This window comes from Terriglobus sp. YAF25 (genome assembly GCF_052113305.1).
GTDB lineage: Bacteria > Acidobacteriota > Terriglobia > Terriglobales > Acidobacteriaceae > Terriglobus.
This window is the reverse complement of record NZ_JBFRCY010000006.1, coordinates 1-16,431: the sequence shown is the minus strand read 5'-3', so window position 1 is coordinate 16,431 and position 16,431 is coordinate 1. Positions and strand designations below refer to the sequence as shown.

Below are 16,431 nucleotides of genomic sequence, written 5' to 3'. Positions count from 1 at the left end.
CACGTCTGGGCAAAGCRCTTGAGCCCTATCATCTCTACTGGATGGAAGATCCGACTCCTGCTGAAAACCAGGACGCCTTCCGTCTTATCCGCGAGCATACGGTGACGCCCATTGCCACCGGCGAGGTCTTCAACTCCTTCTGGGATGCGCATGACCTGATTCGCAACCAGTGGATCGACTATCTGCGCATGACCATCGTGCATGGCGGCGGCATCACGGCGCTGAAGAAGGCTGCCGATTTCGCTGCGGTATATCAGGTGCGTACGGGATTTCATGGAGCGACGGATCTGTCTCCAGTCACCATGGCGGCGGCGTTGCACTTTGGTTTGGCGATTCACAACTTCGGCATCCAGGAGCACATGCCACATACGAAGCTTACGGATGAGGTCTTCCCTCATGCGTATACCTTCAATGCCGGGTATATGCATCCGGGAGATGCTCCGGGGCTTGGTGTGGAGATTGATGAAGCGTTGGCGGCGAAGTATCCGTATCAGCGCGCGTATCTGCCGATTGCGCGGAAGCTGGATGGTACGTTGACGGACTGGTAGTAACTCTGTAACTCCGATGTATCCTGGTGCCCCAGATCCGGGGTCCACGGCGAACTTGTTCGCTGGGGTGGTGTCCCTCGGGGACCTGGGCATTCGCGTTACACGCGAACCGTTTTTGTTATCAATCCCACAATCAAGCGGTGAGTTTACTTCGATAAACGGCGGTTCGAGCTTCGCTCGAATATCCCACCCATCGCGTTGCGATGGATGGGGCCCCCAGTGTATGGGTTGTCGTGAACTACTGCACGACTACGTCCATGCCGCGGCCGGTGTCTTCGACGGTGCGTGTCTTTGTTGGGGTCGTGCCGTCGATGACTTCAACGTGGATCTCATGCCACCAAGGTCGGTAGTCTCCTTCGTGCCGGCCGATGTGAATGCGTACCTGGCCGTTACTCTGCTGTTCGCAGGTGAAGCTCATGCGCAGGGAGTGCCCATTGCGATAGGCGAAGCTTGTGCCGTCGTCCTGGTAGATCGATCCGTTGCAGTGCTCGCCCGGATAGACGCGTAGCGTCAGGGGTCCCTGTGGTTTCTCTTCGGTGCTTTGAGTGAGCGGAGCCAGTGGGAGGATTGATCCTTCACGAACATACACCGGAAGCTCTTCCAGCTTTGGTGTGATCATGATCGGTTTTACCGCTGCAGCAGCATCACGAATTTCCAGATCGCGCGCCCCTGTTTGGGTGCGCCGGTCGAGCTTTTCGCCGGTCCAATAGTCGTACCAGATGCCCGCAGGAAGATGCAGCTCGTAGGGAGCAACCTCCTCTGGAGAGGGGGATGGAGCGATCAGAAGGTTTGCACCGAACATGTACTCTCCACCGCCTGCGTCCAGGTCCATTGGATGTCCGTCTGTGGATGCGTGAGGGAACTCGAGGAAGAGCGGRCGCATGATGGGCATGCCGTCGTGCGAGGTCTCCTCTGCTGCGGTGTAGAGATATGGCAGCAGACGGTACCGTTCTTCGATGTAGCGGCGGCGAATGGTCTCATGCTGCGGTCCATCGACCCATGGCTCGTGATCGCGTGTGCCTTTAGCGGCGTGGTCGCGATCGATTGGTTGAAAGGCTGCGAGCTGCAGCCAGCGTGTCAGCAGATCGGGAGAAGGCGAGCCGGCAAAGCCGCCTACATCGGCTCCACTCATGGAGAATCCGCTGAGTCCAAGGTTCAGCAGTTGTGGAACAGTCTGACGTAGATGATTCCAGGTGGAGCTGTTGTCTCCGGTCCAGGTTGCAGCGTAGCGTTGGCCTCCGGCATAGCTTGCGCGCGTCAGCACGAAGGGCCGCTGATTCGGCTGCAGCTTCAGCAGACCTTCATAGGTTGCCCGCGAGTTCTCCAGACCATAGATGTTGTGGATCTCGAGATGCGTCGCGGTGCGCTTCTGAAAGCCGGGCTCATCGATGCGATGCTGCACATCGCCGGGCATTGTCTTTGTCGGATAAGTGAAGACCGCGGGCTCATTCATGTCGTTCCAGAAGCCGGCGACTTTTTGTGAAGTAAATTCTTTGTATAGCCCGCCCCACCACTCGCGTGTGGTCTTTTGCGTGAACTCCGGAAAAACCGAAGGTCCCGGCCATACCGGTCCAACATAGGTCGAGCCATCCGGGTTCTTCACAAAATGGTCGCCGGCTGTGCCGCTGTCATAAGGGGAATAGCCTTCGTTCGGCGCTTTGGCGATGTGCAGGTCGGTGATGACCACCAGGTGAAACTGTTTACGCGCCAGTTCGCTGACCATGGAGCTGAAGTTCGGGAACTTGATCTGGTCGACGGTGAAGGGCCGGTTCTTCTGCTGGAAGTCGATGTCGAGGTAGAGGGCATCGGCGGGGATATGGTCAGTTCTCAACCGATCCGCAACCTCCATCAACCGAGACTCCGGCTCATAGCTATAGCGCGACTGCTGGAAGCCGAGGCTCCACAACGGCGGCAGCGGTGTCGGGCCGGTGAGCCAGGCATAGGCCTCCACCACCTTCTTCGGATCGGGACCATAGATCAGGTAGTAGTCGATCGGTCCGTTCGGCGCTCCAAAGGAGTACGCATCCGGCATCTCCCGCCCGAAGTCGAAGAAGCTCCGCCACGTATTGTCGAAAAGCACCCCCAGCGCGTTGCCCGACTGAAAGCTGATGAAGAAGGGAATGCTCTTGTAGATGGGGTCGGTCGATTCCTGCCAGCCGAAGTTGTCTGTGTTCCACATGGTGAACGCCTGTCCGGCGCGGTCCAGGGGGCCGGGTTTGTCTCCCAGGCCGAAGAAGTGTTCGTTGGGCCACTTCCGTTTGTAGATGCGGAAGCGGTCTCCCTGCCATTGCACTGGCTCGATGTCCTGCTGCAGCAGATGTCCCGCGCGATCGGTGACGGCCAGCCGCAGTTTGTCGTCGACGGTGACTTCAAGAGCGGAGGTCTCGAAACCGCCTACGGTGGGAGTGACGTTGACCTGTGCCGTTCGCGCCTCGGGAAGTACCGCCCACGAGGCATCCTCGGGTGCATGTCCACTTCGCCACATACGCACCCGCAAGACATCATCGCGCAGTGCGGTGACGCGCAGCGTGCTGTCCCCGGCCGTAAACTCTCCTCCGTTCGGCAGAGGTTTGCTCTGCGCGGGTTGGGAGAGGACCGGCAGACAGGAGAGAAGCAGGGCAACCAGGGACAGGAGACGCGTGCGCATGGTGGCAAGAAGACGGAAATCTCACGCTTCGCCGCAATGCTTCGCGAGCCAACTGTCCTTCATTTCTGCTTCACCCATTAACTCTTTTGGAATCAATGGAGAACGCGAGGAGATGAACCGATTATTTCCCGTCGAGATCGAGCATGTAGAGGTTTCCGGTCGCGGTGCGGGCACGCACGAGAGGCACGTTGTCCGGGGTAATGCCGGAGAAGAAGTAGTCAGCGATATCTCCCGTGCGGAAGCTGGTCAGGCTGGCAACCTCCTCCAGCTTTCCATCGGGGATGGAGACGCGATAGATCGGCTGGGTGTTTGCCATGAAGGCATGCAGGTAGATCGCCCGGCTGTCGGTCGACCACACCGGATCTGCCACGGAGGTCGTGGCCAGCGTCTTCCATGTCTTCGTTGCGACGTCATAGAGCACCAGCCTGCGCTGGTCCAGGCTGATAGCGGCGATGTAGCGGCCATCCGGAGACCAGCGTGGGCTGAAGTAGCCCTCCGAGTTCGGAATCGCTTCGGTCTTATGAGTCTCCAGATTCAGCAACTGCAGGTTGCGGGTGGTGCTCTCCATGCCCATCAGGTCGGTGACCCGCCCGAAGACCAGAGTCTTTCCGTCGGCAGACCAGGAGGGATCGCCGGCATTGCGATTCTCTTGCAGCAGGGCGGTTGGACTGCCTCCATCTGCCTGAATCGTATAGAGTTGCCACGCCTTTCCAGGTTGCCGCGCCATCAGGGCGAGCTGCTGGCCGTCGGGTGACCACTGGGCAAGGAAGACCTGCATCGACTCCGGGGTGAGCTGAATCTTCTCGGTTCCATCCCTGCGTGCGCGCCATAGCCGTCCTTGCGGATCGGTCCATGCCACCCATTGGGAATCTCGCGAGTAGGTGACCCGGCTAGCGTTGGCCAGGAAGGCTCGTTCGGGCAGAAACTCCCTGCGCGTGGCGTCAAAACGCTGCAACTCCGATCGGGAATCAAGGCCAAGGAAGAAGATGAGGTGGCCGTTGCGGGCAGCGACCGGAGCCTGGAAATCCAGCGGGCCGTTTGTGATCTTCGTTGGCGCCGAGCCTCCGTTGTACTGCCATAGGTCGGAGTTGCCGTCATGCGAGGACTGGAAGATGTAGTACTTGCCGTCTGCGGTCCATGTGCCGCAGCACTCGTTCGCCGGCTTTGACCAGTTGGCCAGGAGGGGTGTGGGCTTGCGTGACTTGGCATCCATCTCCCACAACGACTGAGTGTGGGCGATAGGATCCAGGATGGTGAACCGAAGCATCTTGCCATCGGGAGACCAGCGCAGCCAGAACGCCCGTCCGAATGGAAGCGTGGCGAACGGGGTTGAGGCGCCATCCTGCAGACGGGTGATGGAGAGCTGTGATCCGGCAGCGTACAGAATGCCGGAACCATCCGGCATCCAGGTCGCATCGTGTGCGTTGATATTCGCTACCCGTAAGGCTGACCCGCCGCCGGTCGGGACCACCCACAACGGCTGTTCGGATTCCGGAGACAAATGGCTACGCAGCAATAACTTGGATCCGTCGGGCGAAAGGTCGCCAAGCGATGGAGCAGCGATCTCGCTGGGCACTGGCAAAGGCATCGTCTCGCYGGTGTTCACGAAGACCTGCGACAGAATCGTGCGCCCATTCTCGATCTGCCCGGTGAAGATGCGCACCCCATCGGTAGCTGCCGAGGGAAAGCTCTCCATTGCAGGGGCTCCGGGGGAGATGCGACCGTGATGAGTCAATTGAGTAATGCGGTCGGGCTCCCCTCGTCCGTGAGACTGGGCTAGATAGAAGCCAACGCCCGCGGCTGCAAGAACCGCCATCAACCCCACCCCGAAGAGCACGAGACGAATGTTGGATGGAGAAAAGAATGTTCGTTTCCCGGGGATGATCTCCGCAGGCGCGGTAGAAGTTTGTGCCTCTGACGGTACGGTTGCCGGTGTCGCGGGAGCCTGTGCTACGGCTTGGGAAGGATAGGTAACCGGAGCGATAAACCTGTAGCCGCGGCGGGCCAGGGTCTCTACAAATCTTGGGTTATCGGCCGAGTCGCTCAGCGCTTCGCGGATCTTATTAATAGCTGTGCCCAGGGAGTGATCGAAGTCGACGATCGTGTCTTTGCCCCACAGGCGCTGCTGCAACTCTTCCCGGGACACAACCTCACCGGGGCGCTCGAGCAAAATGCTGAGCACTTTGAAGGGCTGACTCTGGATTTTGATTCGGTGGCCAGCCTTCCAGAGCTCGCCCGATTGCAAATCGGCCTCATAGAGCCCGAAGGATACCCGGGTTGGGCTCTGGACCGTGGATGCCATCGTACTTAACCTCGCGCCAATGACTGTATCACCGATGTGAAACCAGCGCGGTTCGAACCCCGACAGTCGTTGATCGCATCCATATAAGCGGCTCAGGAATAAAGAGTTATCTGATGAAGAAGAATTGAACGAAAAAAGGCGGAGCGTGGATTGCGATGAGTGGTGCGAAGGCGACATGGTTCGCATCGCAGCCTGAATTTCCCAGATTTTTGCGGACTCCGATCCGTTGAGGAACAGGCGGCCTTTTGGAGGCACGTTATATGAAGACGACACATAGCCCTGAGACAAGAAGAGGGTTCGCCGGAGTTTGGCTCGCCATGGCTCTCTGCCTGGCAATGCTGTTCCCCGGTTTGCTTCTGGCACAGTCCGACACAGGACGTGTGACCGGAACGGTAACCGACGCAACCGGAGCTGTGATTCCCGGGGCGACCGTAACGCTGGTCAACACCGACACCGGCGCGACACAGACGGCGACCACGAATGGAGAGGGCTTCTATAACTTCTCGGCCGTGGTTCGTGGCAACTACCGCGTCGATGCCACTATGACCGGTTTCGCCAAGAACACACAGACCTTCGTCCTGCAGGTCTCTCAGGTGGTGGCCGCCGACTTCCATCTCCCTCCCGGAGCGCAGAGCACCACGATCGATGTCACCTCGGCTGCTCCTGTTGTGAATCTCTCTACTTCTTCCACAGGAGCCGTAGTCGAAGGCCGCCAGGTGACCGAGCTTCCGATCAACGGACGCAACTTTACCCAGTTGGCCACACTGGTTCCGGGGGTGACGCGCGGTGCGTTCTCGAGCGATGCCTCCGGTCGTAACGGCAACTCTGAGACCTTCCGTTACAGCGACAGCGGCGGCGCCGCTATCTCTGCCAACGGCATGCGCCAACAGGCCAACAACTTCCTGCTCGACGGTACGGATAACAATGAGTCGCTGGTCAACGGCATCGTCTTCTTCACTCCGCCTGAGGCGATTCAGGAGTTTCGCGTTGATACTTCGGTAGCTCCTGCTGAGTTTGGCCGCGCCGGCGGCGCGATCATCAATACCTCGGTGAAGTCGGGTACCAATGCGATTCACGGATCTCTCTTTGGCTACTACCGCAGTGCTGCCTTCGATGCCAGTCCGAACTACTTCAACCCGACTGCGGTGAAGCCCTCTTTTCAGAGGAAGCAGCTCGGCTTTGCTGCCGGCGGACCGATCTGGAAGGACAAGATCTTCCTCTTTGGCGACTACCAGGCGCTTCGTTTGCGGCAGCCGCAGGATACCGGTTATCACACGGTGCCGACGGCGCGTATGCGTACCGGTGACTTTGGCGAGTTGCTGGGCCAGGATGTCACGACGACCCCGGATGCGACGCTTACCGGTTGCACCGCGGTAAAGGTCGTGGGCGCGATTTACGATCCGACCACTTGCCTTCCCTTTACAAACAACGTGATTCCAACAGCACGCCAGACGAAGGCTGCGACCAACTACCTGAATGCGTATCCGCTGCCTTCGCGCGGTGGCCTGATCAACAACTACTATGTGGTGCGCAATCAGATTCGCAACTTCAACGACTTTGACGGCCGCATCGACTTCCGCATCTCGCAGAAGGATTCGGTCTTTGCCCGTTACAGCTATGGGCAGGACAACTATGACGTCAACAGCGAGTTCACAAATCTGCCGGCCGGCTTTGCGTCAGGTGCGAACGTCAGCCATCCTCGTGGTGTCGCAGCAGGGTATACGCGCATCTTCACAGCGAACCTGGTGAATGAGTTCCGCTTCGGATATGTTCGCCCGCAGTTCGGCTACATTCCTCCAATGTTCGGAACGCCGGTCTCGCAGAACCTCGGCATTGTGAATGCGAACCGCAATGCGCTGCTGGGTGGCGGAGCTTTGATCGGCGGCAGCAATACGCAGATCGAGTACACCGGTGACGGTGGACCGTATAACGTTCCTGAGAAGACCTACCAGTATGCTGATTCGCTGAGCTGGACCCATGGCAATCACGCCTTCAAGTTCGGCGCGAACGTTATTCGCCGTCAGGTCGATTTCTTCCAGGGTAACGACGCCAAGGGCTACTTCATCATCGGCGGTGTGAACTATCCGGGAACGGGCCGCTTCACCGGCTATGAGACCAGCGAGCTGRTCGCCGGCTTTACTGATTACCGCATCGGTTCGGCCAGCACCTACTTCAAGACCTTCAGCTGGGAGACGGGTTACTTTGCCCAGGACGACTGGAAGGTGAACCGGCGTCTCACACTGAACCTTGGCCTTCGCTACGACCTCTATACCTATCCGTACGAGCAGGACAACAACCAGTCCAACTATGACGTCGCGGCGGGTATTCTGCGCGTGGCCGGAACCAACGGCAACTCGCGCAGCCTGATCGATACGGATAAGAACAACTTCGCTCCACGCTTCGGCTTTGCCTATGATCTCTTCGGCAATGGCCGCGCTTCGCTGCGTGGCGGTTACGGCATCTTCTACTTCGTCGATCGCGGCGGAGTCGGCAACCAGTTGAGCAACAATCCCGGCTACAACGGCTTTAGCGAATATCGTGCGACGGATGGATATCGCGTCACCTTCATGGGCCAGGGCGCACTGCGGGATAACAACAGCGCCCACGCCACCAATGCTTTGCCGCTGCCGCAGTTCGGTCCTGGCTCCGTGAATCTGAACAATCCAACCAACGTCGGTCTGATTGCACAGCCGAAGAACAGCCAGAACAGCATGGCGCAGARCTGGAATCTGCAGATCCAGCAGCAGCTCGACCATACCACCAGCATCAACCTGGCGTATGTCGGTACCAAGAGCGATCACCTGATGACGTGGTTCAACCTGAACTCGCCTGTGATTGGCGGCACTGGAAATGGCTTGTATCCGACTCGCGGCACCATCACCTATGGCCTCGCGGGAGGTTCGAGTCACTATAACGGCATGCAGATCTTCGTGAATCGCCAGATGTCGGCTGGGCTGCTCGCGACTGTGGCTTACACCTGGTCCCACACCCTCGATAACTCAAACGGCGCGTTTGCGACGGGCACTTCCGGCGCTGGGTCGCGTGTCTTTATTACCTCCGGTGGTCCTAACCTGCGCGCTAATTACGGCAACAGTGATCAGGATCAGCGTCATGTCTTTACGGCGAGCGCTCTGTATCAGCTTCCGTTCGGACGTGGCCGCACCTTTGGCCGCAGCATGAACCGTGCGCTGGACGAAGTGATTGGCGGATGGCAGACCAACACGATTATGTCCTTTGCCAGCGGTACACCGATTGACCTCGATCTGACCGGCGGGACCATCGATATGCGTCCCGACCTCATCTCCTTCCAGAAGGTAGGCCGTTCGCGGATCACCGGTGCTACCAATACTGGCAACCAGACGTTCTTCAATGCGGTAGTGAAGGCGCCTCCGACCAATGCAGCCGGCATGTACACCCGCATCGGCACGCTGAGCCGTAACAAGTTTACCGGTCCTGGCTACAACAAGGTGGACTTCTCCGTCTTCAAGAACTTCTCCATTACGGAGCGGGTGAAGGCTGAGTTCCGGGCACAGGCGTACAACGTCTTCAATCATCCGCAGTTCAGCAATCCGCAGACGAATGCCTCGCAGGCCGACTTCGGAACCATCAATAGCATCCGCCAGTACTCCGAGCGTCAGTTCGAGCTCGCGGGACACATCAACTTCTAATCAACCCTGATGCAGCTGGAACGGCACCGCGAGAGGGCGGTGCCGTTCGTTTCTCTATGATATGGAGGCGGAAGTGAACTGGAAGATACGTGCATGGGCTGCGGGTGTCGCGTGGTGTGCGGCTGCGGCCTACGCGCAGAACGCACCGCAGAACGCACCTAAGATCGAAAAGATCGATCCACCCAACTGGTGGGCGAATATGTCCAAAGCCATGCTGCTGGTGAAGGGTGAGAATCTCAGCCACGCGACATTCACGCTGAGCGATGCACACCTACGCATTGCGCAAGTTAAGAGTTCGCCCAATGGTCACTGGGCGGAGTTGTGGCTGAGCGCTTCGCCACAGAAAGCAGAAGAGGTCACTATTTCGGCTCGCAATACGGCTGGAAAGGGAAGCGGTACATACAAGTTTCTTGCGCGGCGTAGTGCCTCTGATGGCTTCGCCGGATTCTCGTCGAAAGACGTGATGTATCTCATCATGACGGACCGCTTCGCCGATGGAGATATATCGAACGATACAGTGGGCGATCGTGAGAAGATTCGCGGATGGCATGGCGGCGATCTGCGTGGTGTGATGCAGCATCTTGACTACCTGCGGGAGCTTGGCATCACGACGCTTTGGCTGACGCCGGTCTATCAGAATCATGAGGCCGACAGTTATCACGGCTATGGCGCGACCGATATGTACGCCGTCGACGAGCACTATGGTTCGATGGACGATCTCAAGGCCCTCAGCGCTGCGCTGCATCAGCGTGGTATGAAGCTGGTGCTGGATACGGTGCCCAATCATGTCGGCCCGAAACATCCGTGGGTGGAGGATGAGCCCGAGCCGGACTGGTTTCACGGCACCCGTGCAAAGCACAGCGTGGCCCAGGGAGACTTCAAGCCGCTGACTGATCCGCATGCCTCCTGGCGCGACCAGAAGAATGTCACTGAGGGATGGTTTGCCGACATCCTGCCCGATATGAACCAGGAGAATCCTGTGGTCTCGCAGTACCTGACTCAGAACGCTGTCTGGTGGACGGAGATGACTGGAGCCGATGGACTTCGCCTCGACACCTTCCCGTATGTTGGCCGCAGCTTCTGGTATGGCTTTCACGCGCAGTTACACAGCTTGTATCCAAAGCTGACGACCCTGGGGGAGGTCTTCAATCCGGATGCAACGATCGTCTCGTCCTTTGCCGGAGGAGTGACGCGCAACGGCATCGATACCGGTCTCGATACGCCCTTTGACTTTCCCAGCTACTTCGCACTGCGGGACGTCTTTGTGAAGGGAGAGCCCATGACGAAGCTGGCGGAGATGCTACGCATGGATACTCTCTATCCACATCCTGAGCGTCTGACACCTTTCCTCGGTAATCACGACACAACACGGTTCCTCTGGGAGAAGGGCGCCATGCTGCCGCGGCTCAAGCTTGCCTTTGCGGTGTTGCTGACCATGCGGGGCATGCCGCAGATCTATTCCGGCGATGAGATCGCGATGACCGGTGGAGAAGACCCCGACAACCGCAGAGACTTTCCCGGTGGCTGGGCAGGCGATAGCCGGAACGCCTTTACCGCCGGCGGCCGGAGTGCGCAGCAGGCAGAGATGCATGACTGGGTGCGTGAGCTGGCAACACTTCGCAGCAGATGCGATGAGCTGCAGCGCGGGGAAGAGCAGGTCCTGCTCGCGGACAAAGACACGATGGTCTACGTTCGTGGCGATGCTCTCAATCTAGCAGCGGATGGCAAACGCAGAGTCGTAGTCGCGATCAATCGGTCGCAGGAGACCCGGTCGATCCAACTCGCAACGTCCGATACTAGTCTTGCCGGTGGCAAGACGATCGACATGCTGCTGGGGAATGGCACTGCTAACACTCCCGGCGAGCAGCTCGAGCTCAAACTTTCAGCGGAGTCGGTCACGATCTTCAGCATCCGCTAGCCACTGTTGTATCCCTCCCTTGCATCTCCCATGGGGAACGCTACGGCGTTCCCCATCTTTTTGAAACCCGCTGGAGCATTTTCCTGTGGGTGTAATGTAGGGCTTCCGCATCTATGGGCGGTTTCCGCAATGAAAACGCCGCTGCACACCCCTTCCGGGATACCCAGTAACAGGGAAAACGCTCTATAGTCAGGTACAAATGTCTCGCATCGGATCAGCCATCGTTGCCGGCGCGCTGCTGCTGTGTCTTGTCCTGCATGCCGCGCCCGCGTCTGCTCACACCCACTGGAAGCTCACCTGGAGCGATGAGTTCAACGGTGCTGATGGTGCGCCGCCGGATCCGACAAAGTGGTCAATCGTTACGGGTGGCCGTGGATTCGGCAACCATGAGCTGGAGCAGTACACCGACCGCAGTGAGAATGTTCACCAGGAACGTGGTCATCTGGTGATTATGGCCCGCAAAGAGGCATTCACCGGAACGGACGGCATCGCGCGTGAATACACCTCGGCTCGTCTGCAGACGAAAGGAAAGTTTGCACAGAAGTACGGCCGCTTCGAGGCTCGTATCCGCATTCCGAAGGGACAGGGGATGTGGCCGGCGTTCTGGCTTCTGGGCTCCGATATTGATGCGGCAGGTTGGCCGGCGTGCGGCGAGATTGACGTCATGGAGAATGTCGGCTTCGAACCCATGAAGGTGCATGGCACGTTGCACGGTCCACGCTACTCCGGCGACAGCCCGCTGACCGGGGCATATACGCTGCCTCGCGGAGCGTTCAGCGATGACTTTCATGTGTATGCGGTCGAGTGGGATGAGCACGAGATTCGTTTCTTTGTAGACGGCCACCTCTATGAGACCCAGACGACGGATAGTATTCCGGGAAACAAGCGCTGGGTCTTCGATCATCCCTTCTACCTGTTGCTGAATCTTGCGGTCGGTGGCGACTGGCCGAAGAGTCCGGATGCGACGACACAGTTTCCGCAACAGATGCTTGTGGACTACGTTCGCGTCTATCAGCCCCGGTAAGTCATACTGTTTGCGTAACCGCTGGAGCATTTTCCCTGTAGGTGTAGTGTAGAGATTCCGCATCTATGGGCGTTTTCCGCAATGAAAACGCCACGGCACGCCCATTCCGGGATACCCTGCAACAGGGAAAATGCTCTCAAAGGAGTTTGCTGAGATGTTGCTTTCTTTTTCCCGGCGCAGATTTGCGCAACTCTTGGGCGCCGCCACCGCGGCGCTTCCGTTCCGTGGAGTCGATGCACTCGCAGCAGCTCCTGGGGACGCTGCCGTCCGGCCATTGGCTTTCCCAAAGGGATTTCTCTGGGGCTCTGCGACCGCTTCCTACCAGGTAGAAGGCGCCGCGAAGGAAGATGGGCGAGGGCCATCGATCTGGGACACTTTCTCGCATACGCAGGGAAAGACGCATAACGGCGATACCGGTGACGTGGCCGACGACTACTATCACCGCTATCGCGATGACATCCGCCTGATGAAAGATCTCGGGCTTACTGTCTGCCGGTTTTCGGTGTCGTGGTCACGCATCTTCCCCAATGGCACGGGTTCGATAAACCAGCAGGGTGTTGATTTCTATAAGAAGATGGTCGATGCCATGCTGGAGGCTGGGATTCAGCCTTACTGCACGCTCTATCACTGGGATCTTCCGCAGGCGCTGCAGGACAAGGGGGGATGGGAGAACCGTGACACCGCGCAGGCATTCGCGGACTACGCAGGGTATGTGGCCTCCAAGCTCTCAGACCGCGTGAAGCATTTCATGACGACCAACGAAATTCGCAGTTTTGTCGAGCTCGGTTATCGTGAGGGAATTCATGCTCCGGGATTGCGCCTGGACCGCGCAAAGGTCGCGCAGATCGCGCATCATGCGGTGCTGGGGCATGGACTGGCTGTGCAAGCCATCCGCGCGAAGGCGGCGAGCGGTACGCGTGTCGGCCTGGCGGAGAATCCGACTGTCACCAATCCCGCGATCGAGACGGAAGAGCATATTGCAGCGGCACGTAAGGCCTTCCGCGAAGAGAATGCGATGTATCTCTCGGTCATCATGGAAGGTCGTTATACGGACCTGTATCTGAAGCAGCTCGGCGCCGATGCTCCGAAGTTTACGCCGGAGGAGCTGCGTACGATTGCGAGCCCGTTGGACTTCCTTGGCATTAACGTCTATGCGCCCACCTATGTCCGCGCCGATGCCGGTGAGCGGGGATATGTGATGATCACGCCGCCATCCTCGTTCCCGAAGATGGCCAGCCCGTGGCTGACCGTGGGGCCGGAGAGCTTGTACTGGGCTCCGAAGCTGATTCACGATCTCTGGAAGGTGAAGGAGATGTACATCACTGAGAACGGCGCGTCTTCGGATGATGTGGTTGCTGCGGATGGTCACGTTTACGATACCGACCGCGTGATGTATCTCCGCAACTATCTGACGCATCTACAGCGTGCCATCAGTCAGGGTGTTCCGGTAAAGGGATACTTCCTCTGGAGTTTGCTGGATAACTTCGAATGGGCGGATGGATACAGCAAGCGCTTTGGGATTGTGTATGTGGATTTCGCTACACAGAAGAGGATTCCAAAGTTGAGTTCGCAGTTTTATGCCGAGGTGATTCGGCGTAATGCGCTGGGGTAGAGATTAATAAAATCATTTTGTCTTTGACAGGAAACTTGGGGCAATCCCTGCCCACCCTAGCGTTGCGAGGGTGGGGCACCCTGCGGCGAAGCTGCTGACGCATGAAAGCCGTGGGCTGAATGCCCACGGCTTTCATGTAGCTCTACCTTATTGCGCGAGTTCGAAGCGTAAGGTTCCGCCCTGCTTCAGGGCGTCGTGCGTGAGTTGGGAGTCCGTGATCTTCTTGCCATTCCAGGTCACTTCGCGGACGGTGAACTTTCCGGCTTCGACGCCTTTCGCGATCACGTGCAGCTTCTGTCCGTTGGGTAAGGAGACAGTCGCATCGTCAAAGCGTGGAACGCCCAGCGTGTAGACCGGTACGCCGGGGCATACCTGGTAGAGGCCGAGTGCACTGAGTACGTACCACGCGCTCATCTGGCCCGCGTCGTCGTTGCCTGCAAGGCCGTCGGGGCCATCTTTGTACTGGCTGTCCAGAATGGCACGCACGTGTTGTTGTGTTTTTTCCGGGGCTCCGGCCAGCGCGTACAGATATGCGATGTGGTGGCTGGGTTCATTGCCGTGTTCGTAGTAGTTCTTCGCGAAGAGCTCATCGAGCTTGGCGACAAACTTTTCCCGGCCGCCAAGATACTCCACCAATCCAGGCACATTTTGCGGAACGAAGAAGGTGTACTGCCATGGCAGGCCCTCGGTGATCCACGAGACATGGACTGTTGGATCGAAGGGGGCGGCCCATGATCCATCGCTGTTGCGTCCGCGCGCGAAGCCTGTCTTCGGATCGATCACGTTCCGCCAATTCTCTCCGCGCTTTGCAAAGAGGGCTGCGTCTTCGGTATGTCCCAGGGCCTTAGCAAAGCGGGCCAGCATGGCGTCGTCGTAGGCATACTCCAGGGTGCGCGAGACCTGTTCGTTCTTATGGAAGGCGTCATCGATGTGATCTTCCAGCGGGATATAGCCGTACTTCAGATAGGAGTCCAGGCCGCGGCGGCCTTTGCCGTCGAGATACTCGGCGCGATCCTGCGGCATGGTCAGTGCGTTCTTACGCATCAGCTTGTAGGCGCTCTCGGTGTCGAAACCACGGATACCCTTCTGCCATGCATCGACGATCATGGAGATTGAGTGGTCGCCGACCATCTCGGAGGTGTAGCTGTTCCACGCCGGGAAGATGGGCAGATAACCGCCTTGCTCTCCCTTGGTAATGATCGACTGCAGCATCGAGGCTTCAAGCTTCGGATCGAGGATCATCATCAGCGGAGCCTGGGCGCGGAAGATATCCCACACCGAAAAGTCATCGAACTGTGTCTGGCCGGCAGCCACATGTTCCGGCGTTCCATGATCGTGGAAGCGGGGATACGTGCCGCTCACGTCACTGTATGTACGGGGCTGCAGCATGGCGTGATACAGCGAGGTATAGAAGACGGTCTTAGCCGGGTCGTTGCCGGCGATCTGGATGCGGCCCAGCGCATCGTGCCATGCCTTGTGCGCAACAGTCTCGATACGTTTGGCGTCCCAGTCGGCAATCTCTGCGTGAAGGTTGCGCCGCGCCTCCGCTTCAGAGACGAACGAGCTTCCCACGCGTACTGTAATGGTCTCTCCTTTATGGACGGCGCCGAAGTGCAGATATGCGCCGAAGCCGGGCCTAGGAGCCGAGACCGGATTCGTGGCAGCCGCAGCCGAAGCTCCACCGGTGGAGGTCATCATCTTCGAAACAACAACGACGCCTGCGGGCTTGCCGTCACCAACCTGCTTCGTAACGCCGTCATGCGCCTGGGCGCCGATATACGTTCCGGCCGAGGTGACCGGATGGTCGAACTCGGCAACATACCAGGCGCTATATCCAGCAGACTTACCGGAGCCGGCGTACTCGCGGCGGATCGGCACCTCTGCCGTTACTTCTTTTCCGGCCGCGCTTACATTCACCCAGCCCTCGCCGGCGCGGGCATTGTTCTCAAAGACCACCCATCCATCGGCCGCATCTTCAGTGAAGGTGAACCGAAGAATGCCCGCGCGCGAGGTGGCGGTGACGTACGCGGTTGCGTGAGCATCGGGCAGATCGACCGTGTAGACATAGGGAGTGGCATGTTCGCTACTGCGATCAAAGCTGGAAGAGCGTTCGACCGCGTCTGTCTTCAATGTGCCGGTGCCGGGCATCAGGGCCACGCTGCCGTAGTCAGGAACACAGCTCCCGCTCAGAAAGTGGGTGGCGCGAAGCCCCTGGATCCGTGTGTCGGGGAAGTAATACGGCGCGATGCACTTGATCTCTCCCGCACGCGTCTGCGGCGTCCAGTGGGTCATTGCGAAAGGGACGCCGACGGCAGGATAGGTCTGGCCTTCGTTCTGTGTCCCGGTGAGCGGATGCACCAGGTCTTCCGGCGTGGTCTGGGCGAAAGAGGGAAGGCTAAGCAGGGAGGCAACAACGAGTGGGATCAGTCGGGACATAGGTATCACAGTGGCTTCAGGATCGTGGAGCGGTGAGAGATGGCGCATGGCAAGGCAGGGCAGGCTATGAACCTGCCCTGCCCGATAGGAAACGTCTAAGCTTTTTTGCCGGCGGCGAGTTCGCCGATGGCATTGACGAAGCGGTCCAGATCCGCGAGCGTCGTGTAAACGTGGGGCGTGACGCGGATGCAGCGCACTCCCTCATAATCGATGCCGACCGTATGAATCTTGTAGCGGTCGAACAATGCGTTCATTAATTCTGCCGGTGTATAGCCC

8 protein-coding genes and 1 pseudogene are annotated in these 16,431 nt (G+C 58.6%); 5 read left to right on the top strand and 4 right to left on the bottom strand.

Features of this window, described 5'->3' with window-relative positions; translation table 11 throughout:
* On the top strand, positions 1-548 hold a 548-nt coding region (locus tag AB4043_RS00520; protein ID WP_442306317.1), incomplete at its 5' end, for an enolase C-terminal domain-like protein.
* 238 nt (positions 549-786) lie between these two features.
* Here the strand turns inward: AB4043_RS00520 and AB4043_RS00515 are convergent.
* Both AB4043_RS00515 and AB4043_RS00510 read right to left on the bottom strand, forming a co-directional pair.
* Positions 787-3,195 (bottom strand): glycoside hydrolase family 31 protein, encoded by a 2,409-nt coding sequence (locus tag AB4043_RS00515; protein ID WP_442301474.1) that lies wholly within the window; start codon positions 3,193-3,195, stop codon positions 787-789.
* A gap of 121 nt (positions 3,196-3,316) precedes the next feature.
* Positions 3,317-5,497 carry a winged helix-turn-helix domain-containing protein gene (locus tag AB4043_RS00510; protein ID WP_442306316.1) on the bottom strand — a complete coding sequence of 727 codons (2,181 nt, stop codon included), beginning with the start codon at positions 5,495-5,497 and terminating at the stop codon, positions 3,317-3,319.
* Between the two features lie 260 nt (positions 5,498-5,757).
* On the opposite strand from AB4043_RS00510, the gene AB4043_RS00505 reads away from it, so the two are divergent.
* The 4 genes from AB4043_RS00505 to AB4043_RS00490 all read left to right on the top strand — a co-directional run bounded on the left by AB4043_RS00505 (position 5,758) and on the right by AB4043_RS00490 (position 13,719).
* Positions 5,758-9,165, top strand: coding sequence for a carboxypeptidase regulatory-like domain-containing protein (locus AB4043_RS00505; protein ID WP_442306315.1), 3,408 nt, complete (start codon positions 5,758-5,760; stop codon positions 9,163-9,165).
* 73 nt (positions 9,166-9,238) lie between these two features.
* Positions 9,239-11,083, top strand: coding sequence for an alpha-amylase family glycosyl hydrolase (locus AB4043_RS00500; RefSeq protein WP_442301477.1), 1,845 nt, complete (start codon positions 9,239-9,241; stop codon positions 11,081-11,083).
* Positions 11,084-11,282: 199 nt separating this feature from the next.
* Positions 11,283-12,107 (top strand): glycoside hydrolase family 16 protein, encoded by an 825-nt coding sequence (locus AB4043_RS00495; protein ID WP_442301478.1) that lies wholly within the window; start codon positions 11,283-11,285, stop codon positions 12,105-12,107.
* 154 nt (positions 12,108-12,261) lie between these two features.
* A complete protein-coding gene (locus tag AB4043_RS00490) occupies positions 12,262-13,719 on the top strand; it encodes a GH1 family beta-glucosidase (RefSeq protein WP_442301479.1) in 1,458 nt (485 codons plus the stop codon).
* Between the two features lie 147 nt (positions 13,720-13,866).
* On the opposite strand, the gene AB4043_RS00485 is transcribed toward AB4043_RS00490, so the two are convergent.
* Positions 13,867-16,155, bottom strand: a complete 2,289-nt coding sequence (locus AB4043_RS00485) for a GH92 family glycosyl hydrolase (RefSeq protein WP_442301480.1) — start codon at positions 16,153-16,155, stop codon at positions 13,867-13,869.
* Between the two features lie 95 nt (positions 16,156-16,250).
* Positions 16,251-16,431 (bottom strand): annotated as a pseudogene (locus AB4043_RS00480) (aminotransferase class V-fold PLP-dependent enzyme); the annotation flags it as partial.

Coding starts and splice junctions, on each gene's coding strand:
- AB4043_RS00485 (WP_442301480.1), bottom strand. CDS start 16,155: ATGTCCCGACTGATCCCACTCGTTGTTGCCTCCCTGCTTAGCCTTCCC.
- AB4043_RS00495 (WP_442301478.1), top strand. CDS start 11,283: ATGTCTCGCATCGGATCAGCCATCGTTGCCGGCGCGCTGCTGCTGTGT.
- AB4043_RS00490 (WP_442301479.1), top strand. CDS start 12,262: ATGTTGCTTTCTTTTTCCCGGCGCAGATTTGCGCAACTCTTGGGCGCC.